22 protein-coding genes and 1 pseudogene are annotated in these 19086 nt (G+C 66.7%); 9 read left to right on the top strand and 14 right to left on the bottom strand.

The annotated features are described in order from the left end of the window. Positions 1–4 precede the first annotated feature (4 nt). The 3 genes from ACMGFE_RS07000 to ACMGFE_RS06990 all read left to right on the top strand — a co-directional run bounded on the left by ACMGFE_RS07000 (position 5) and on the right by ACMGFE_RS06990 (position 2256). Positions 5–1021, top strand: a complete 1017-nt coding sequence (locus ACMGFE_RS07000; protein WP_436924354.1) for an ABC transporter permease — start codon at positions 5–7, stop codon at positions 1019–1021. After that, the gene (locus ACMGFE_RS06995; protein ID WP_436924353.1) at positions 1018–1848 is read left to right on the top strand and encodes an ATP-binding cassette domain-containing protein; all 831 of its coding nucleotides are present in this window, start codon (positions 1018–1020) and stop codon (positions 1846–1848) included. Before ACMGFE_RS07000 ends, ACMGFE_RS06995 begins: the two co-directional genes overlap by 4 nt. 78 nt (positions 1849–1926) lie before the next feature. Next, positions 1927–2256, top strand: a complete 330-nt coding sequence (locus tag ACMGFE_RS06990; RefSeq protein WP_436924352.1) for an L-rhamnose mutarotase — start codon at positions 1927–1929, stop codon at positions 2254–2256. Positions 2257–2313: 57 nt separating this feature from the next. Here the strand turns inward: ACMGFE_RS06990 and ACMGFE_RS06985 are convergent. The 6 genes and pseudogenes from ACMGFE_RS06985 to ACMGFE_RS06960 form a co-directional block, all read right to left on the bottom strand. Next, positions 2314–2658: pseudogene (locus tag ACMGFE_RS06985) on the bottom strand (Rpp14/Pop5 family protein); the annotation flags it as partial. Continuing rightward, positions 2655–3338, bottom strand: a complete 684-nt coding sequence (locus ACMGFE_RS06980) for a class I SAM-dependent methyltransferase (protein WP_436924351.1) — start codon at positions 3336–3338, stop codon at positions 2655–2657. The gene ACMGFE_RS06980 and the pseudogene ACMGFE_RS06985, both read right to left, overlap by 4 nt. 39 nt (positions 3339–3377) lie before the next feature. Then, on the bottom strand, positions 3378–4085 hold the full coding sequence (locus tag ACMGFE_RS06975) for an RNase P subunit p30 family protein (RefSeq protein WP_436924350.1): 708 nt from the start codon (positions 4083–4085) through the stop codon (positions 3378–3380). 27 nt (positions 4086–4112) lie between these two features. Next, on the bottom strand, positions 4113–4538 hold the full coding sequence (locus ACMGFE_RS06970; RefSeq protein WP_436924349.1) for an RNA-binding protein: 426 nt from the start codon (positions 4536–4538) through the stop codon (positions 4113–4115). Positions 4539–4549: 11 nt separating this feature from the next. Next, positions 4550–4732, bottom strand: a complete 183-nt coding sequence (locus ACMGFE_RS06965) for a DUF1918 domain-containing protein (RefSeq protein ID WP_436924348.1) — start codon at positions 4730–4732, stop codon at positions 4550–4552. Positions 4733–4776: 44 nt separating this feature from the next. Further along, a complete protein-coding gene (locus ACMGFE_RS06960; protein ID WP_436924347.1) occupies positions 4777–5448 on the bottom strand; it encodes a DUF7504 family protein in 672 nt (223 codons plus the stop codon). 268 nt (positions 5449–5716) lie between these two features. On the opposite strand from ACMGFE_RS06960, the gene ACMGFE_RS06955 reads away from it, so the two are divergent. Beyond that, positions 5717–6280: an NUDIX hydrolase gene (locus ACMGFE_RS06955; RefSeq protein WP_436924346.1), complete on the top strand. Its 564-nt coding sequence runs from the start codon at positions 5717–5719 to the stop codon at positions 6278–6280. Between the two features lie 54 nt (positions 6281–6334). On the opposite strand, the gene ACMGFE_RS06950 is transcribed toward ACMGFE_RS06955, so the two are convergent. The 4 genes from ACMGFE_RS06950 to pyrB form a co-directional block, all read right to left on the bottom strand. After that, positions 6335–7162 (bottom strand): alpha-amylase family protein, encoded by an 828-nt coding sequence (locus ACMGFE_RS06950; RefSeq protein ID WP_436924345.1) that lies wholly within the window; start codon positions 7160–7162, stop codon positions 6335–6337. Positions 7163–7445: 283 nt separating this feature from the next. Then, a complete protein-coding gene (locus ACMGFE_RS06945) occupies positions 7446–8276 on the bottom strand; it encodes a manganese catalase family protein (protein ID WP_436924344.1) in 831 nt (276 codons plus the stop codon). Positions 8277–8385: 109 nt separating this feature from the next. After that, entirely contained in the window at positions 8386–8847 is a 462-nt protein-coding gene (gene pyrI, locus ACMGFE_RS06940; protein ID WP_436924343.1) for an aspartate carbamoyltransferase regulatory subunit, read from the bottom strand. Continuing rightward, complete coding sequence (pyrB, locus tag ACMGFE_RS06935; protein ID WP_436924342.1) at positions 8844–9758, bottom strand: aspartate carbamoyltransferase; 915 nt, start codon at positions 9756–9758, stop codon at positions 8844–8846. Before pyrB ends, pyrI begins: the two co-directional genes overlap by 4 nt. 561 nt (positions 9759–10319) lie before the next feature. Between pyrB and ACMGFE_RS06930 the strand changes: the two genes are divergently transcribed. Continuing rightward, positions 10320–11843: a hypothetical protein gene (locus tag ACMGFE_RS06930; protein ID WP_436924341.1), complete on the top strand. Its 1524-nt coding sequence runs from the start codon at positions 10320–10322 to the stop codon at positions 11841–11843. 562 nt (positions 11844–12405) lie between these two features. On the opposite strand, the gene ACMGFE_RS06925 is transcribed toward ACMGFE_RS06930, so the two are convergent. Both ACMGFE_RS06925 and ACMGFE_RS06920 read right to left on the bottom strand, forming a co-directional pair. Then, positions 12406–12546 (bottom strand): hypothetical protein, encoded by a 141-nt coding sequence (locus tag ACMGFE_RS06925; RefSeq protein ID WP_436924340.1) that lies wholly within the window; start codon positions 12544–12546, stop codon positions 12406–12408. Between the two features lie 202 nt (positions 12547–12748). Continuing rightward, positions 12749–13519, bottom strand: a complete 771-nt coding sequence (locus ACMGFE_RS06920; protein WP_436924339.1) for a DUF7537 family lipoprotein — start codon at positions 13517–13519, stop codon at positions 12749–12751. A 385-nt stretch (positions 13520–13904) separates the two neighbouring features. On the opposite strand from ACMGFE_RS06920, the gene ACMGFE_RS06915 reads away from it, so the two are divergent. Next, positions 13905–14549 carry a MinD/ParA family ATP-binding protein gene (locus ACMGFE_RS06915; RefSeq protein WP_436924338.1) on the top strand — a complete coding sequence of 215 codons (645 nt, stop codon included), beginning with the start codon at positions 13905–13907 and terminating at the stop codon, positions 14547–14549. A 28-nt stretch (positions 14550–14577) separates the two neighbouring features. Continuing rightward, positions 14578–15207: an RAD55 family ATPase gene (locus tag ACMGFE_RS06910; RefSeq protein WP_436924337.1), complete on the top strand. Its 630-nt coding sequence runs from the start codon at positions 14578–14580 to the stop codon at positions 15205–15207. Between the two features lie 677 nt (positions 15208–15884). Here ACMGFE_RS06910 and ACMGFE_RS06905 read toward each other — a convergent pair. Next, a complete protein-coding gene (locus tag ACMGFE_RS06905) occupies positions 15885–16403 on the bottom strand; it encodes an NUDIX hydrolase (RefSeq protein WP_436924336.1) in 519 nt (172 codons plus the stop codon). Positions 16404–16529: 126 nt separating this feature from the next. Between ACMGFE_RS06905 and ACMGFE_RS06900 the strand changes: the two genes are divergently transcribed. Beyond that, entirely contained in the window at positions 16530–16928 is a 399-nt protein-coding gene (locus tag ACMGFE_RS06900) for a DUF7522 family protein (protein ID WP_436924335.1), read from the top strand. Between the two features lie 22 nt (positions 16929–16950). On the opposite strand, the gene ACMGFE_RS06895 is transcribed toward ACMGFE_RS06900, so the two are convergent. Then, positions 16951–17970 (bottom strand): FKBP-type peptidyl-prolyl cis-trans isomerase, encoded by a 1020-nt coding sequence (locus tag ACMGFE_RS06895; protein ID WP_436924334.1) that lies wholly within the window; start codon positions 17968–17970, stop codon positions 16951–16953. Between the two features lie 90 nt (positions 17971–18060). Here ACMGFE_RS06895 and ACMGFE_RS06890 point away from each other — a divergent pair, with 90 nt between their 5' ends. Then, complete coding sequence (locus ACMGFE_RS06890; protein WP_436924333.1) at positions 18061–19068, top strand: TIGR03557 family F420-dependent LLM class oxidoreductase; 1008 nt, start codon at positions 18061–18063, stop codon at positions 19066–19068. Positions 19069–19086 lie beyond the last annotated feature (18 nt).

Below are 19086 nucleotides of genomic sequence, written 5' to 3'. Positions count from 1 at the left end.
TCACATGGCTACGCAAGACGGATTCATCGCGCGGACGTTCGGCGATAGCGACGACCTACTGCTGACGCTCCTCGACAACATGATCTGGCCGATCCTGTTCGTCGTGATCGTCTTCGTGCTGGCGCTGGTGCCCCAGACGTTCAGAAACGTCAGGTCGATCCAGTTGTTGCTGTGGTCGGCCGTTCCCCTGGGGCTGCTGGTGCTCGCCGAGAGCCTCTGTCTGCTCTCGGGGCACTTCGACCTCTCCATCGGCTCCATCGCGGGGTTCTCGGCCATGTTCACGGGGATGGTCCTCGGGACGTGCCCGAGCTGCTGGGGCCTGACCGCGAACCCATGGATCGGCTTCGCGCTGATCCTGCTCGTCGGGTCGGCCATCGGCGTGTTCAACGGCGTCATGATCGCCAAGGTCGGTCTCAACCCCTTCCTGCAGACGCTGGCCGTCCTCATCATCTTCGAGGGGGCCAAGACGGCGATGCAGACCCAGCCCGTGACCGGGCTACCGCAGCTGTACCTGTTCCCCGGCGGGACGCCGAACTTCGCCATCGCCGTGATGTTGCTCGCCTTCCTCGTCCTCGGGCTCGTCCTCCGATTCACGCAGTTCGGACAGGCCGTCTACGCGGTCGGGAGCGACGAGACCGCAGCGCGCGAGGTCGGAATCGACGGCGACCGCCTGATCATCACCGTCTACACCGTCAGCGGGCTGCTCTCGGCGGTCGCCGGGATCATGCTCACCGGGTTCGTCGGGGTCGTCCCGCCGCTCATCGGCGAGGGGCTGGTCTTCCAGGCGTTCGCCGGCGCCGTCATCGGCGGGATCAGCCTGTTCGGCGGTCGCGGCAAGATCACCGGTGCCCTCGGGGGCGTCGTGCTCATCGAGGTGATCCAGTCGGCGCTGGACAACAGCGCCGCCGTCGGTGCGACACAGATACAGATGATCAACGGAATCGTCCTGCTCGTCGCGATCCTGCTGTACAGCACGCAGTCGCAACTCAGAGAGCGCATCATCTCGGGTGAGGCCGCATGAGCGCCGACGACACCGACGCGGCGGCCGACGATCCGACGGGATCGTCGGCCGCCCCCGACGCCTCTGGAACACCGAAGATCCGCATCGAGAACGTGAGCAAGCGGTTCGGTCGGATCCTCGCGCTCGACGACGTGAGCATCGACGTCCGGGACAACGAGATCTACGCCCTCATCGGCGACAACGGGGCGGGGAAGTCGACGCTGATGAACATCGTCAGCGGCGTCCACGAGCCGAGTTCCGGCCAGGTGTACCTCGACGGGCGGCCGATAAACTTCTCCAACCACAGCGACGCCCGCAAAGCCGGCATCGAGACCGTCTACCAGGACCTGGCGCTGATGAACGACCTCGACATCGCGTCGAACATCTTCATGGGGTCGTTCCCGACCAAGCGCTACGGCCCGCTCTCGGTGATCGACTGGGACGAGACCTACCGGCGCGCCGAGGAGATCATGCACGACGCGCTCGGCCGTGACGTCGACGTCCGGACCGAGGTCGAGTTCTTCTCCGGCGGCCAGCGCCAGCTCGTCGCCGTCGGCCGCTCGCTCGCCTTCGACCCCGAGGTGATCGTCCTCGACGAACCGACCAGCGCCCTCTCTATCGACGCCACCCGCCTGGTCCACGAGACCATCCGGAGGCTCCGCGACCAGGGGATGACCATCGTCATCGTCAGTCACAGCATCGAGTCTGTCCTCGAACTCGCCGACCGCATCGGCGTGCTCTACCAGGGGCGGCTGGTGGCGACGCTCGACCCGGAAGAGACCGACATCGTCGAGATCACGGAGCTGATGACTACCGGGACGAGGGAGGGGGCCGAACTCGACGACTGAGACCCGGGCACTCGCTCTGGCCAGTGCTCCAGCGCGACCGCCCAAACGCTCATCCGGTTCCCTCGCCATCACACCGACATGACCGAACGAGCAGTGTACGTGCAACGGCTGGACCCGGACGAACGAGCGGCCTACGTCGACGCCCACGACGACGTCCCGGAGGGCGTGACGGACGCGATGGAGCGCGGTGGCGTGACGGACTTCGAACTCTACGTTCGCGAAGACCTGGCGGTCTGTATCCTGGAGTGCGAGGATCTGGACGCGTACCTCGACGCCGTCGACGGCGACGAGGCGGTCGCCGAGTGGGAGGCCTACACCGGCCAGTTCAAACGGTCGGGGGTCGATCCCGACGCCGACCCGGACGAGGGGATCCCGTTCATGGAGCGAGTCTGGTCGTTCAGTCCGTGATCGGGACCTCCCGGTGGCGCTCCCGGGGGTCGCCCCACGCAGTCAGCCCGCGAGGCCGCCGAGGTGGTCCGCGACGCAGGCGCGGACGGTCCCGCTGGTCCCCCGGACGCGGAGGCCGAGGTCCGCGCCGTCGACATCGGCGATACAGGCCAGCACCGCCCGTCCGCGGCTCACCTCACCCCGGCGCACGCGGACGACCGCGTGGCCGCTTCCGTCGGTGAACTCGAAGCGGAGCACCGAGAGGTCGGCCTCCGCGCTCCCGGCGTCGCCGACCAGGTTCTGCGCGGCGAACCACACCTCGCGCTGGAAGGTGCTGCGACCGAACTCCGCGCCCGGTGGCCCCCGGAGTTCGACCGCGAGGTAGCGCCAGCGCGGCTGGAGGTGCTTCGGCAGGTGCTTCACGGCTCGTCCGCTCCGTTTTGGCCCGTGGGCACCTGCGACGCGTCTGCGTCGCCGGCGGCGTCGCGAGCGCCGCCCGCTCGCTCCGCGACGAGCACGCCGACCTGCTCGTGGACCATCTCGACCGCCGTCAGGGCGTAGCCGGCGTCGGTGAACGCGTCGGCGAGCACGCCGACCGTCGCCGGGTCGTCCACCTCGGGGCTGTAGAACGGTTCCTCGGGGTCGGGCTCGCCGAAGAACATCACGTCGCCGAGGACGATACGCGCCGGTTCGAGCGCCGCGATCACGTCGACGGCCTCGCGTTTCTCCGCGTCCGAGAGGTGATGCATCGCGAAGTTGGTCGTCACCACGTCGACGTCGGCGTCTTCGGGGACCGCCGGCTCGCGGAACCGACCCTCGCCGAACTCGACGGTCTCGAGGCCTCGCTCGGCGGCTTTCTCGCGGGCCTGTTCGAGCATGCCCTCGCTGATGTCGCGACCGATCACCCGTGCGGCGTCCTCGGCCAGCGGGAGTGCGATGGCGCCGGTCCCGGTCCCCAGGTCGAGGACGGTGTTTTCGGGTCCGGGCGCGGCGTGGTCGACGACGAGCGACGCGCAGGCGCGGTACTCCTCGCTCTTCGACTCGTCGTACTCGCCCGCCTTCTCGTCGAAGCGGGCGGCGTGGTCTTCGAGCGGCTGCTTCATAGGGAGCGATCCGACCCGGAGGACAAAGAACGCCCCGCTCTACCGGTCGGCGTCGTCGACGGGTCCGCGGTAGACGCCCGGTTCGACGAACGCGTCGCTCTGGAGGCGCCGGTTGCGTTCGACCAGCCGGCCCCACTCGGTGAGGCCGGTCTCGACCTGTTCGGCGTCGAATCCGACGACTTCGCCGACGGCGACCAGTTCGCGGGGCGCCCGCAGGTGCAGGTCGCTCCGCGGGTCGGCACTGACGACGTAGGGCACGTCGAACGTCTCGACCAGTTCGCGGAGCTTCCGGAGCCCGCGGATCGCGCGGACGCGCTGTCCGCCGTCGGCGCGGAGCACCCGCCGGAAGGAGAATTCGAGGCGGACGCCGTTCTCCGCGGCGGCTTTGGCGAGGACGTGGTTGACGTCGCCGTCGCCGACCATGGGGTGGGCGAGCACGTCGACCGCCGGCTGCTCGACGGCGAAGCGGTTGATCGCCGGCGTCCCGCCGTGGACCGCGACGATCGCTTTGGTCTCGCGGTGGTTGCCGACGAACCCGCTCGCCCGCGAGGGGTCTTCCGCCCGCACCTCCACGCCCTCGACCACGTCGATACCGTGTTTCTCGGAGAGCGCCGCGGCGTCGAACTCGGCGAGCGCGTCGCCGTGGTTGCGGACGACGACCCCGTCGAACCCGTACTCGGCGGCGGTCTCCGCGTATCGCTCGACGGACGCTTCGCCGTCGGGGTCGGCGTGAACGGCTTCAAACATCGCTCGGAGAAGTGGTGATCACGGCCGTCAGAGCGCCTCGAAGACCTCGCGGGCGTTCTCGACGGCCTTCGGTTTCTTCGCCGGGTACGCCTCGACCTTGGTGCGGAAGGTGATCCCGTCGCCGCGCCGCACCTCGCCGGAGAAGGCCGCCTGCTTGTCCAGCGTCAGGTAGAACGCGCAGTTGTCGTCGACCCGCTCGTCGAGTTCGTCGACGACGGCGTCGACGTCGTCGAGTTCGCCCAGGCGGTCTAGAACGTGCCGGATCCCGTCGGCGCGCTCGACGCGCGCCGAGAGGACGACGATGCGGTCGCCGTGGTGACCTTCGGAGACGGCCCGTTCGACCGCGAAGTCCTCGGGCAGGTAGGTCCGCAGCGCGCGCTCGACGCGCTCCTCGTCCTCGGTGGCGTAGCAGAACGCGCGCAGATCGACGTAGTGGAGCGGGACGGACGACATCGGGGCAGTCGCTACTCCTCGGCGGCTTCGAGCTGGTCCTCGGAGACGCCAGCTTCCTGGCCGTCCTCGAAGGAGACCGTGTAGTTCTCGTCGCCGAACATCGTCTCGACGACCTGCGTGATCGTGCCTTCTTCGCCGTCGTACTCGCTGTGCTCGTCGCGGAGGATGACGCTGTCGTCCTCTTCGAATGCCATGGGCGGCGGTACTCGATGCCCGAACAAAAAGGGACTGATCCGACTCACTCGCGGTCGCTCGCCGCGCGACGCGCGGTCTCGGGGTTGCCGCCGTCGGTGACCACCGTGTGCCCCTCCGATCCGTCGGACCGATGCGCCCGGGCAGGGGCACTCGGCCCCTCGGAAGCGGGACCGATCCGGTCGGTCGTCTCCCGCAGTTCGTCGTCGACCAGCGTCCGGAGCGTCGCGAGCGTCGACTCGTCGTGCGCCCCGGGATCGACCGAGATGAACGCCCTCGCGCCCGCGGAACGGAACTGCGACGTGAGCGCGTGGAGGAATCGGAAGGTCCGCTCCGGGTCGGCGTACTGCAGCACCGTCGACAGCGAGTCGAGGCAGACGACCGGTCGCTCCCCCGGCCGCTGCGCCTGGAGCCACTCGGTGACAGCGATGCCGACGCCCGTGAGGTCAGTCGGGTCCGAGACCACCCGGAGGCCGCCGGAATCTACCGCTCCGCAGTTCTCGGCCACAGGGCCGACTCCGACTATCGCGGCGGAGGAGAGCTGCTCGCGACGGTCACGCAGCGCCGCCGTCCACCGCTCGACGTCACCGCGATAGAGGATCGCGAGGACGCTCGTGCGGTCGTCTCCGTCCACACAGCGGGCGAGTTGGCCGCGTGCATCGGTCGCGAAGGCCGATTCACAGACGAGCGTGATCCGGCCTGCGGTCTCCTCAGGCACGCGTCCTCACCCTCCGGCGACGTATCGGTCGGTGGCGGCGCGGACGCGGCGTCGCTCGTTCGCTCGTCGGTCGGGTCATGGATACGGAGTCTCTCGACATCTCCCTTAAGCCCCCGTCAGACGGTCGGCTTGCGCTCGGCGGCGAGCAGAGGGTGCCAGGTCGAAAACTTATGCCGATGTCCCCCGAACAGGGGGCCATGATCGACTTCATTCGCGCTATCGTGCGTCGGCGGGGACGGACAGATCGCCGGTTCGAACGACCCTCCAGATGACCGCCGTCGACAATCTCTGGTTTCTCGCGAGCGAGGCGCGCCAGGAGGCCGAACAGGTGTATCACCGCCTGGCAGACGACCACGAGGGCTACGTCGAGTTCGAGACGACTCGCACGGTCTCCCGCGACCGCTTCCGGACCGTCGCCGAGCGGATCGAGGCGCAGGGACTTCCCTACGGCGCGCACACGCTCGCTTACCGGCCATCGGGTGAGTTACTGCTCGTCAAGCAGGAGGCGATCGACACCTGGGTGCTCCCCGGCGGAGAAGTCGAACCCGACGAATCCGTCCGCGAGGGTGCCCGCCGCGAACTCGACGAGGAGGCCGGGATCGACGTGACCTACGACGGACTCGGCGTTCTCGGCGAAGTGCGGTTCCTGAGCGACGGCCACGAGACCTGGGGCGTCCTGCCCGTCTTCGAGGGCGAGGCGAACTCGACCGATCTGTCGGTGCGGGACCCCGACGACGAGATCACCGACGCGCAGTGGTTCGCGGAGTTACCGGAGAACACGCGCGACCGGGCCGTCCTTCGAGAGTGGCGTCGCGAGCGGTTCGGTGAGTGAGTGCGGATCGCGAGCGGTTCGGCGAGTGAGACCGGATCGGGGCCACGGAGGCGCTCACTGCGGGCCGAACTGCTCGCCGTCGCGGGCGTCGGCTTCCAGCCGGCGGATCGTCGCGCGGGCGTTGCTGGCGTCGTACCCGAACAGCACCGACTCGGCGTACTCGCTGGCGACCTCCGTCGCGTGGACGAGGTTGTCGATGTCGACGTCGACGGCGTAGAGTTCGATGCTGAACGGCGTCTCCAGTGCGTCGACGAACCCCCTGGCGATGATCTCCAGCCAGTACGTCGTGGTGTAGGCCATGTCGTAGATGGGGACGACGAACTCGTCGACGTACTCGGCGAGCGCCTCCGGGTCGGTGCCGGCGCGGTCGTGGATGTGGCCCGGGTACGGGTCGGGATAGAGCGTCAGCGAGAGGTCACCGGGGACCCGCTCGCGGGCCTCGGCGACGAACTCGGTGATGACGTCCGCGCGCCAGGCCCCCCAGTCGTCGACGTCGCTCTCGGCGAAGGCGGCCTCGCAACGGTCGCAGTGGCAGTACTCCTCGCGGGGGAAGCCCACGTCGTCGAGGCGCACGTCCGGGTTGACCTCGGCGGCGTCCTCGATGATCTCCAGCAGGCCCTCCCGATAGCGCTCGTGGGTGGGGCAGACGTACGCCCAGTCGAAGTAGGGGCGGTCGCGCGTCGCCGGTTCGCCCTCGTCGCTGACGGGGACGAGGTCGGGGTTGTCGGCGGCGGCCTTGTTGTCGCCGAAACAGGAGACCATGTTGACGGCGTTTGCGACGGGCTCGGCCGCGCGGCCGGTCACGTCCTTGACCTCGTAGAACCCGCGGTCGAACTCGGCCCACTCCAGCTCCGGCTCGTTCCGCGTCACGACGCCGTACATACCCGAGCCTACGCGGCCGGCGGTGTAAGTCGTTCGAAAAAGCGGTCGGAAATCGATACCTCACCCCCCGTCACCGGCGGCGAAACCGGCGACCGACGGGACCAGCGCGGTCGCCGCTGCCGGCGTTACTCGCCGAGGGCGGTCTTGTAGACCACGGCGATCGCGAGCAGGGCGACCAGCAGGAGCACTGATTTCTTGGGCATCCATCGATCGTTCGTGGCAATAGAATAAAGTGTTTCTGGTAGAGACACGAGGGCCGACGGTGGCTGTCGGTCCTCAGCCGTCACTTCGTCTCGTTGTGCGTGTTCGGGTCGGCCTTCGAGATCGACCGTTCCGCGCCCTCCAAGTCGAGTTCGCTAAGGAACGAGAACTCCTCGTTCCCGTCGACGGACGGCCCCTGCGTCCACGGCGCCTCGTACTCCTCGCCGTCGCGGGTCGTCGACATGAACGAGTAGTCGAACTCGTCGGGCATCTCCTCCTCGGGGAAGGTGTTCGGCACCGGCAGGTGGTCGAACGGGTCGTCGGCGTCACCGAGGGAGTGCAGCGCCTCCAGCCACTGGTTCTGGTGCATCGCGTCCCGGGCCACCAGGTACGAGAGCATGTCCTTCATGCCCGGGTCGTCGGTCATCTCCCAGAGTCGCGCGGCAAGCAGCCGACCCGTCGATTCGGCCATCACGTTCGCGTACATGTCCGCCGCGAGGTTGCCGCTGGCGACGACGTAACTGGCGTTGAAGGGTGCGCCGTTCGCATCGACGGGCATCGCGTTCAATCCGGAGGAGAGGTACTGCCGCGGCATCATGCCCGACATCGCAGCGTTCACGGCGCCGTCCTGGCTCATCTGGTCGCGCAACTCCGTCGGCGCGCCTTCCAGGTTCTTGGCGACGGCGGTCGCGAGCATCTCGATGTGACCGATCTCTTCGACCGCGGTCTCCATCAGGAGCTTCCGGTACTCCTCGTGCTCGTCCGGCACGCCGAACGCCTGGAACATGTACTGCAGGCAGACGCGCATCTCGCCCTCGACGCCGCCGATGGCTTCCTGCAGCATCTTCGCGAATAGCGGGTCCGGTTCCTCGACTTCGACTGGGTACTGGAGCTTGTCGTCGTGGTAGAACATTGGAGGTCCCGACGTGTTACACGCCCGGGTTTTCAATAGACGAGTGGCCTTCGCTGGCAAGCACTACTCGTGATGCATTTCACAACAACGTAGAAAAGCGGGCGCGCACTCAAGCGACGTCGATCTGCTCGGCGATGCTGTCGCGGACGATGGTGTCGCAGTACTGACAGCGGATGCCGTCGTCGAGCACGTCGAACCGCGACTGGACGGGTTCGTCTTCCGTCGTGATGCAGTGGCGGTTCGGACACGAGAGGACGCCGACGACTTCCGAGGGGCGTTCGACCCTGTGTTTCTCGACGACGTCGAACTCCCGGACGATGTTGATCGTCGCGGCGGGGGCGATGAGCGAGAGCACGTCGACCTCGTCCTGGCTCAACTCGCGGCCCTCGACCTTGACGATGTCCTTCGATCCGAGGCGGTCGCTGGGGACGCGGATCCCGATGCTGACGGTCTCGCCGCTCTCGGTGTCTATTCCGAGGATCGCGAGGACGTTCAGCGCCTGGCCGGCGGTGATGTGATCGACGACCGTGCCGTTCCGGATCTTGCTGACGCGCAGTTCACGGTCGCTCATCGTTCTCCCTCCAGGACGAGGTCCAGCAGCGCCATCCTGACCGGGACGCCGTTGTGGGCCTGCTGGAAGTAGTGGGCGTGGTCGGTCCCGTCGATGTCGTGGGCGATCTCGTCGACGCGCGGGAGCGGGTGCATGACTGTCAGGTCGTCGCGGGCCGCTTCCAGCGTCTCGGCGTCGATCTGGTACTCGCCGGCCACCGCGCGGTACTCGCTCTCGTCGGGGAATCGCTCGGCCTGGATCCGCGTGACGTAGAGGACGTCGAGTTCGGGCAGGACCGGTTCGAGTTCCGTGTGTTCGCGGATCGTCGCGCCCTCCTCGTGGAGGTCGTAGCGGACGCTCCGCGGGAGCTTGAGGCTCTCCGGGCTGATGAAGTGCTGGTCGGCCTCGACGGTCGTTAGCGCGTGCGCGAGGGAGTGGACCGTCCGCCCGTACTTCAGGTCGCCCATGATCCCGATGGTGAGGTCGTCGAAGCCCGCCGCCTCCCGGATCGTGTAGAGATCGAGCAGGGTCTGGGTCGGGTGCTGTCCGGCCCCGTCGCCGGCGTTGATGAGCGGGACGTCGACGAACTCGCTCGCCATCTGGGCCGACCCCTCGCTGGGGTGGCGAAGCACCAGCGCGTCGGCGTACCCCTCGACCACCCGGACCGTGTCGGCGAGGCTCTCGCCCTTCTTGACGCTGGAAGACTCGACCGTGCCCATGTCCACCACGTCGCCGCCCAGTCGCTTGACGGCGGCGGTGAAGCTCATCTTCGTCCGCGTGCTCGGCTCGAAGAAGAGCAGCCCGAGCAGGGCGTTCTCGTGGCGGTCGGCGAAGGCCTCCGGGTCCGCGGCCACCTCCGCGGCCCGGTCGAGCACCTCCTCGATGTCCGCCCGCGAGAGTTGTTTCGCACTGATAATGTGGTCGTGACGCATCGAATAGAGTCGCGCTCTCGACTCTCTTGAATCTCCCGACACGGGACCGTCCGCGGTCTCGGAGCCGGTGGACTCGCCGTCCGGGAATCGCCGGATTCGCGTCCCCAGTACCACTGCACTCGCCGACCGAGCGCTCCCCGAAAATTCGGTCTCGTCGAATCCCGCAGCAACTGATTGGAACCGCGTGCTGAATACAGAGCGTGTATTCAGCAAGAGCGGGTCTCTGTGTGACAACCAGTTGTTTCCTGCCTACCAGCGGTGGGTGACTTGCACCGACTTGCGTATATCAAGAGCGACGCTGGTGTACTCGTCGGATGGAAAATCTACCTCAAATAGAGAAGGGGTACTTAAGACCGTATATTTATATGTGTGAAACGTAACAGATTTTACAACCTGGGTGTGTGGGTGATTCGACGGCACTGATTCGGTCCTGAGGCCCCCGAACGGTTGACGGCCGACAGACGAACGCCAAATGTCGTCGGCTGCCACCGTCAGCGCCCAGATACGGTTTCCCACGTGCGCGAGGGGTGATCGAGCACGTCGGGGGACGAGCGATCACCAATGAATCCACCGACTGACAACGAGACGGGCGAGCATAACTATCCTGACCGACTGGCGAACCGTGGCCCGACAGGCAGCGACTGGCTCCATGGGCTCGTTTTGCTGACGCTCGTCGCTCTCGCCGTGGTCGGCGCGACCACGGCCCAGGGTGCGGGCGCGCCGACCGACACGCTCGATGGCGGTGAGGTGGGGGCGTCGCTCCCGGCCGCCACGAGTAGCCACCCGGTCGCCAAGTGTTCGGTCTCGGATAAGAGCGTCAGGACCGGTGAATCGGTGACGCTCGATGCCTCAGCGTCGGAGAATGCCGACGACTACCAATACGATAAGTTCGGTGGCAATTCGTTCGGTGGGTTCACCACCCAGAGTTCGCGGACGGTCTCGTACGCCGAGCCGGGCACCTACGACCCGCGGGTGAAGGTGTGGTCCTACAGCGATGGCGAGGACAGCGACAGCGCGACCTGTGGCACGGTCACCGTGAGCGACCCGACACCCACGCCCACACCGACGCCGACGGCTACTTCAACTCCGGCACCGACTGCAGTCGCTCGATGTACGGTGTCGGACACGAGCGTCCAGACCGGTGAATCGGTGACGCTCGATGCCTCAGAGTCGGAGAATGCCGACAACTACCAGTACGATAAGTTCGGTGGCAGTTCGTTCGGCGAATTCACCACCCAGAGTTCGCGGACGGTCTCGTACGCCGAGCCGGGCACCTACGACCCACGGGTGAAGGTGTGGTCCTACAGCGGTGGCGAGGACAGCGACATCGCGACCTGCGGCACGGTCACCGTGAGTGACCCGACGCCGACGGCCACTCCAACTCCGGCACCGACTGCAGTCGCTCGATGTACGGTGTCGGACACGAGCGTCCAGACCGGTGAATCGGTGACGCTCGACGCCTCGGAATCGGAGAACGCCGAGGATTACCAGTACGATGCGTACGGTGGCAGTTCGTTCGGCGAATTCACCACCCAGAGTTCGCGGACGGTCTCGTATGCCGAGCCGGGCACCTACGACCCCCGCGTGAAGGTGTGGTCCTACAGCGGTGGCGAGGACAGCGACATCGCCACCTGTGGCACGGTCACCGTGAGTGACCCGACGCCGACACCGACGCCAGCGCCGACGGTCACTCCCACTCCAACACCGACGGTCACTCCCACTCCAACACCGATGGTCACTCCCACCCCAACACCGGCGGTCACTCCCACTCCAACACTGACGCCAACACCGGCGGTCACTCCCACCCCAACACTGACGCCAACACCGGCGGTCACTCCCACCCCAACACTGACGCCAACACCGGCGGTCACTCCCACCCCAACACTGACGCCAACACCGGCGGTCACTCCCACCCCAACACCGATGCCGACGACAACACGAACACCGACGGCAACTCCGAGACCGGATTCGCTTTCAGATCCGACGGCACCCACGACGGGGAGCGACGGTCCTGGATTCGGGGCCATGGAACTCTCGCTGGCGCTCGTCCTGATGACATTGGTCGCGATTCGGAGGAGAAGCTAAGAGGCCCGTACACGACTGAGATTCGCCCATCTGCCAGTGGTAGACGAAGACAATGTACCACCTTCCGTTCGACTCGGTCAATCCGAACGCCTACTTTGCTGCATAAGCGCCCTGTATCTTGCACGCGAGTCCTGACAAGACTTGGATAGACAAAGCGTGCGAAGCGTTCTATGACACGCTCTATGGTAAATACCCTTCCAGTTTACCCAGTCGAGAGCGACAGGACCTGGCAGAGAGGCGTACCAATAAAAGGCAGATAGCCATACGATAAGACATCACAGTATGACCGAGCGACCACGTCAGTGTCCTCACACCCGCCGCGCAGCACCGCCGTGGCGGCGTTGAGCAGGCCTTCGGCTCGGTGTAGTCCTCGGCAGCAGCGTCGATAGCACGGCCGACGAGCACCCGGAGGTCGCCGTGAATGGAGGCGTCGTTGAGGCGGTCGCGGCGGTCCAGTCGGCAGTTTCGTCGTCATCCTCAGTGAGGTTGCGGTTCGCGTCAATCGCATAGGGGACGACGGCGTGACGTCGCCGTCGAGCCAGGCACGGACGAGTTCGTCGCGCTACAGCTCGTCTCGGTGGTCGAGTAGGTCGGTCGTATCGGCGACGCAGTCGTCGAGACAGCCGGCCAGCCATCGAGCGTGTTGGACGACGCCATCGCCGAACCCGCGGGTGTCGGCGTCGCCGGGAAGCCGGTCGTACACGACGACGCGGTCATCAACGCGCAGGTCGCCGCTGACGCGATGGGGCTGAGTGCGGGCGCCGCTGACGTGCGCACGGGCAGGGTGAGCGACGAGGAGGGCGACCGGTCGGTCGGGGTCAGTCGCGCGATCCCGGGCGGGCCCGTCGACTGGCCCCCGTGGATGACGGGTTCGCCTCGTGTCACCCCCGCGTGGTCACGTTTCGTCACTCCGGCGTCGTCGTTCCGTTCCACTGCGCCTCGACCCAGTCCGGTCGTTCGACGGTCGTCTCACTGACGTCGTCATAGGCGAACGAGCGCGTGACAGTCGCTGGACCGGTCCCCCCGGTTCTGACGTAGGACGCGTTCATCGACCGGACCAGTCCGGTGGGTTCGACGACTGCGCGAATACTCACGTTCCGGATCCGCTCCATCTCAGGGTGGGTGGAGTAGTTCCCCCGAATGACGAAGGCGGGTCGGCCGTCGACTGTCGTCTCGAAGACGACAGCGTCGCCGATTTGGAGGAACTGACGACTCAGGCGGACAGTCCGTGACTCCGGCGGACGGGTGTTGTCCAGCCGATCATACCGCGTGATACCGGCGTACGCTGTCCGCACGTAGATCGAGGGGCCGCTCGCGTACTGGGTGACGTTCCCGTCGTTTCCGCCGAGCACGTCGTGGCTGTAGTACCGCGTCGGCGTCTCGACGCGGACGAGTCGCGTGTAGAGACTCTCGTCTACGCGGAGTCGCACCCGGAGCGTGTACGATTGCGTCCCGAGAAGCGACTGGTGGGCGTCCAGCAGTGCGTCGACGTCCCTGATGCCGCTGTCGGTCACGCCGGGCGGCAGCGGGACCGGTGTCTCGGTCACCTGGGGCACCGGCGCGGGCGTCAGCGTCTCGGTCGACGCGTCCTCATTTAAACCAATATCGCCGTCAAGAACCGACCCACACCCCGCGAGGACGACGATGGAGACGACGCTCACAAGACGCCAGTTCATATTCTCTCTTGGTTCGCGGCTGTATAGTTCTCCACGTCTTTATCGCGGAGATCCACCGGCCGCCTTACCTGACTCGACGGTATCTAACGCCCTTATTCCGGGTCTTCCCGTCGGAGGTGGCCTTACGGACTTACGGCACTTCTAGCTATGCGGGCGGGGACTTTGTTATCGACTCACAAATCTCCATACATTGGCGTTATAGCCCTGGGAGCTTCGAGTTAACCGAGATAATTTCCCGTTGAATTGATCTAATCAGTCTGACAGTCTGAAAGAAATCCCGTGCGCGATACGGGCCCGTATTCAGCACGACCGCCGAAACCTACCACCGACGACGGGCTTCAACCAGACCGAGAATTCAAGTCGGAGAGCGCGACCACCCTCGCCCATGCTCGCAATCGCCGGTGGGAAGGGTGGCTGTGGGAAGACGACGACCGCGCTCGGGCTCGCGGCGGCGCTCGCGCGCGACGGGCAGCCACCGCTCGTCGTCGACGCCGACTGCGACATGCCTAACCTCCACACCATGGCCGAGACTCCCCGCCACCCCGGCCTCGACGCCGTCGACGACGGAGAATCGATCGGCATCGCCACGCATCGGTCCGACGTCGTCCCCGGCGTCGACGTGCTCCCGGCCGGAAGCGCATCGGGACCGATCGGGGAAACGGCGCTCCGCCGACTCGCTCGTGCGCCCCAGCAGGTCATCGTCGACTCCCCGGCGGGCGCGACCGACGCGGCCGCCGCGCCGCTCAGGGGCGCCGACGCCGCGCTGGTCGTCTCGACACCCGACCGTGCGAGTCTGTCCGACGCCGTCAAGACCACGCGGATGGTCGAGACGCTCGGCGCGACAGTGCTGGGTAGCGTGATAACGCGGTCCCCGTCGCAGTCACCACTCTCGTCCGACGGCGAACCGGCGCGCGTCCTCGATCCGATCCTCGCGACGGTCCCACCGACGGACGGCGCCGTCCTGCGGAGTCGGGTCGGACGGGCGTCGTACGATCGGCTCGCAACGGCGCTAGCGAGGCGGAATATTTAATCTGGTGGGTGTAAAATACCTCGCTACGATGGTCAACCGGCTACACACGGGCATCGACGTCCTCGACCGGAAGCTCGGGGGCGGGATCCCGGAGGGAAGCATCGTCGCCCTCAGCGCCCAGCCGGCCAGCCAGGCGGAGCTGTTCCTCTACGAACTCACCGCCACGCGCGGCACGCTCTACCTCTCGCTCGACCGCACCGCCCAGTCGGTCACCTCCAGCATCGAGCAGTCGCCGGCGACCACTGGCGACCCGACGGTCCGCCACATCTCCGGCGAGGCCCCGCTCGACAACGCCGGCAAGCTCGTCAGCGCTCTCCCCGAGACCTCCAATCTCATCGTCGACCCGCTCGACGTGCTCGAATCCCAGGAGCCCCCGTCGCGGTTCCGCTCGTTCATGAACGACCTCCAGAACCACATCGTCAACACCGGCAGCCTCGGCATCGTCCACTGCCTCGACGGCCGGTCGGTGCCGCCCCTGCGCGACACCACCGAGCACTTCGCCGACGTCATCTTCCAGCTCGAGACCACGACGACCAACGACGAAGTGGAGAACCGTCTCGCCATCCCCAAGTTCCGCGGCGGCCGCGCCCCCACGGACATCATCAAACTCGACCTCGTCGAGCAGGTCTCCATCGACACCAGCCGCGACATCGCCTAACCATCTTTTTCCCGGCCGGGTTTCCTCGGCGCGCTCCGCGCGCCTGCGGGAACCCGGCCGGCAAAAACATGGGTGAAAAAGGCCGCATCTCGGCCTTCGGCCTCGATGCGGTGAATCGCGCTCACTTCGTTCGCGCGAATGCTCAGTACAGTCTGTAGACTTACTGATCGCGGTGGCGCGCGCTGTCGTCTCGGAATCGCTTGCGATTCCGATGGGCCGTCAGAGCTTGCTCTGACGTTGGCGGCCTCCGTGCCGCGACAAAGCCGTGCGAGGGATGAGCGAGGGAACGGAGTGACTGAGCGAATCGGCTGGGGAGGTGTGAGGTACTGTGCTGTACGCTTGCGGTGCCGCCTTCCTGGCGGACTGAAAAGGCGAGGCGGGCTCGCGTTCATGTAGTCGTCTGCGTCGGCTCTATCCGAGCGAAGCGAGGATATCCGACGCAGCGACCGCGAGCGCGTCGAGGGCTTTCAACTCTCAGCATTCGCTGCGGTCGCTTCTCCTGCTAGCGGGCGCGCCGAGGGCTTTCATCGCTTGCCGTCACCTGCGGTCGCTTCATTCCAACTTCTGTTCACGACCGTGGGGCCTTCAACCACTGTTACACTCACAAGTCGAATCGAACAGACAGTTCGCCGCAGCGGACGAAGAAAAACGACCGAACCCGTCACACCGCCAGGATCTCACCCGCTGTGCTCGCACCGCTCGTACACCGGTTCGAACAGATCGGGGTTGTACACGTCGTCCGGAAGCCCGTCGAACCACCGCGCGTCGGTTATCTCCTCGCCGTCGAGTCCGAGATCCGCTTCCAGTTCGGCCGACTCGGCGACCGCCTCGAAGACGACCAGCGTCCACCCGGCCGTCTCGTCCGTTTCCTCGTTCACGAACGCGAACTCGTCGACGCCGCGCGGGGCGATCGGATCGATGTCGACACCGGTCTCCTCCCGGAGTTCCCTGGTGGCGCCGTCCGCGAGCGATTCGCCCGGTTTGAGGGCGCCGCCCGGACAGATCCAGCCGTCCGCCCACGGCTGTTCGATGAGCAACACCCGCCCGCGGTCGTCGAAGGTGAACGCCGTGACCACCCATCCCGCCGTCACCGCCTCCGAATCGGCGACTTCCTCGAAGTCTTCGGGGGGAACTGTCGCGCGACTCTCCCCGACGTAGAGGTCGTCGGTGCGCTCGCGGGGGTCCGTCACCTGCATACGCGGCCGTTGTGGCCGACCCGTAAAATACGTTCTCGTTCGGTGATAGGTCGTCGGCCGGTGCGCGAGGGTCCTCGCACACGACGGGCCAACACGCCTAAACGGTTCTATCACGATAGCGGTGGTATGCCCGCGAACCGCTATCAGCCCCTCCTCCAGCTGGTCCACAATCGAGCCGGCGACGCGTTCCGGGGTTCGATCCAGTACGACGCTGACGAGTGGACCGTGCTCTACCTCCGCGACGACGTCGCGACCGAACACCTCAAGGATTCGATGGACGCTATCGTCGACCGCGCGCGCACTGCCGAACCCGTCGTCCCCGACGCGGAGTACGACCGCCTCGGCGGGACGCAGGCGACGGTCGAACTCCACGACCGCGCGGCCCTGCTCCACTTCTACGAGGCGCCGACGGCGGGAATCCTCGTCTCGCTCGACCGCGACGTGGCCAAGGGGCTGGGGCAGTTCGTCAGCAGCTGTAACGCTGTGCTCGACGAGCGCGGAGAACCCGGCGGCTCGAACGGCTGAGAACGGCGAGAAGCGGACCGGCTTACTCTTCGGCGCCTTCGAGTTCCTCGACGATCTCCTCGGCGTCGATGTCCTCGTCTTCGAGCGCTTCTTCGAGTTCGGCACCGCCGCCGCCCATGCCGCCCATCATACCGCCCATGCCGCCCATCATGCCCATGCCGCCGAGCTCCTCCTGGACGATGATACGGTCGATGTCGAGCAGCTGGGTGAGCTGCTGGGCGATCTGCTGTTTGCCCATCATCCACTGCTGGTTCATCGTCAGCTGCGGCGTCGCCTCGATATAGAGCGTCTCCTTCTCGACCTCGACGGTCTCGTACTCCGGCTCGCTCTCTTCCTCGTCGTCCTCGTCTTCGTCGTCTTCGTCGGACTCGACGAGCTGCTCTTCCTCGACGGTGTCGGTCTCGAACCAGACCTCGAGATCCATGTCGAGGAAGACGTCGAGCAGCGCGCCGGCGCGCGCTTCGCGGTCGGTGACCTCGTCGAGAACCTCCCACTCGTACTCGATGTCCTCGCCGGCGAGCGGGTGGTTGAAGTCGACGCGGGCGCGGCCGCCGATGATCGTGTTGATGTGGCCGTGCTCGCCGTCGATGTCGACGTGTGCACCGGGGTAGCGGTCGTCCTCGGGGATCCGGTCGGCGCTGATCGTCCGGACCTGGTCGTCGTCGAACTCGCCGAAAGCCTCTTCGGCCGGGACGGTCACGGTGCCGCTGTCGCCGACCTCGCTCCCGATGATGTCCTCCTCGACCTCGCCGAAGACGTGGCCCTCGCCGAGGACGATGGTCCGGGGCGAGAACTCCTGGTCCTCGCCGACGCCTTCTTCCTCGGCGACCTCGGGGTCGGTCGTGTCGACCAGGTCGCCGCCCTCGACGGTGCGCGCGGTGTAGTCGAGTTCGATGAAGTCGCCGTTCTGGAGACCGGTGGCTTCCTCGGTCTCTTCGGTCTCGGCCTCGGCCTCGTCGGCGTCGGGCGTCTCGTCGACGTCCGCGGCTGTCTCGTCGGCTGCGTCCTGCTCGGCCTCGTCGGCCTCGGACTCGTTACTCATACAACCAACGACTGGCGTTGCACTCTTAAGAACAACGTTTCGGGCCCGGTCGGCCCGAGGGGTTAAGCCCGAGACGGCCCCTACGCCTGTATGGTCGAGTTCGGCTACTTCGCGTCGCTAGAGGAGTTCTCGCCCGCCTCGTGCCTCGATCAGGTCGAGCGCGCCGAGCGCGCGGGATTCGACAGCGCGTGGGTCAACGACCACTTCCACCCGTGGTTCGACCGGCTCGCCGACGGCTCGCCCGCCAACGGCGGCAACTGCTGGGAGTGGCTGCCCGCCGCGCTCGAACGCACCGACGAGATCCGGATCGGGACCGGCGTGACCTCCGTAATCAACCGCTACCACCCGGCCAACGTCGCCCACCGCCTCGCGACGCTCGCCGAGTTGTACCCCGACCGCGTGTTCCTCGGTCTCGGCACCGGCGAGGCGCTCAACGAGAGCCCGCTCGGCTTCGAGTGGCCCGACTACGGCGAGCGCGCCCGACGCACCGCCGAGGCGATCCGTATCGTCCGCCGGCTGTTCACCGAGGAGTTCGTCGACTACGACGGCGACTTCTGGACGCTCGACGGGGCGAACCTCTACACCGGTCCCGACGAGGCACCTCCGATCCACGTCGCCGGCAACGGCGCGACCGCCGCGCGGATGGCCGGCGACCTGGGTGACGGGTTCGTCACCGTCTACGAGTCGCCGGACTCGGCCGCGAACGACCTCTTCCCGGCCGTCGAGCGCGGCGTCGAGAAGTCCGAGCGCAACGACTCGCTGGCCGACGTGCAGAAGACCATCCACCTGCACGTCTCCTACGCCGACAGCGAGGAGGCGGCGCTGGAACCCTGTCTCCCGTGGCGGCTGACCCTGAAATCGGAGGTGTTCGCCGAGGATCTGGCCGACCCGCGGGAACTTCAGGAGTACGGCCAGGACGTGACCGAGGAGGAACTCCGCGAGGCGTTCGTCGTCACGACCGATCCGCAGGACCTCGTCGACGCGGCCGCCGGCTACGTCGACGCCGGCTTCGACGAGGTCGTCTTCCAGAGTTCGAGTCCTGACCAGGACGCGTTCTGCGACGTGTTCGAGCGGGACGTCGCGCCGTCGTTCGAGTGATCGCGGTCCGTCGCTGGA

This window comes from Halosimplex amylolyticum (genome assembly GCF_051414035.1).
Lineage (GTDB): Archaea > Halobacteriota > Halobacteria > Halobacteriales > Haloarculaceae > Halosimplex > Halosimplex amylolyticum.
This window is presented reverse-complemented; position numbering and strand designations above follow the sequence as displayed.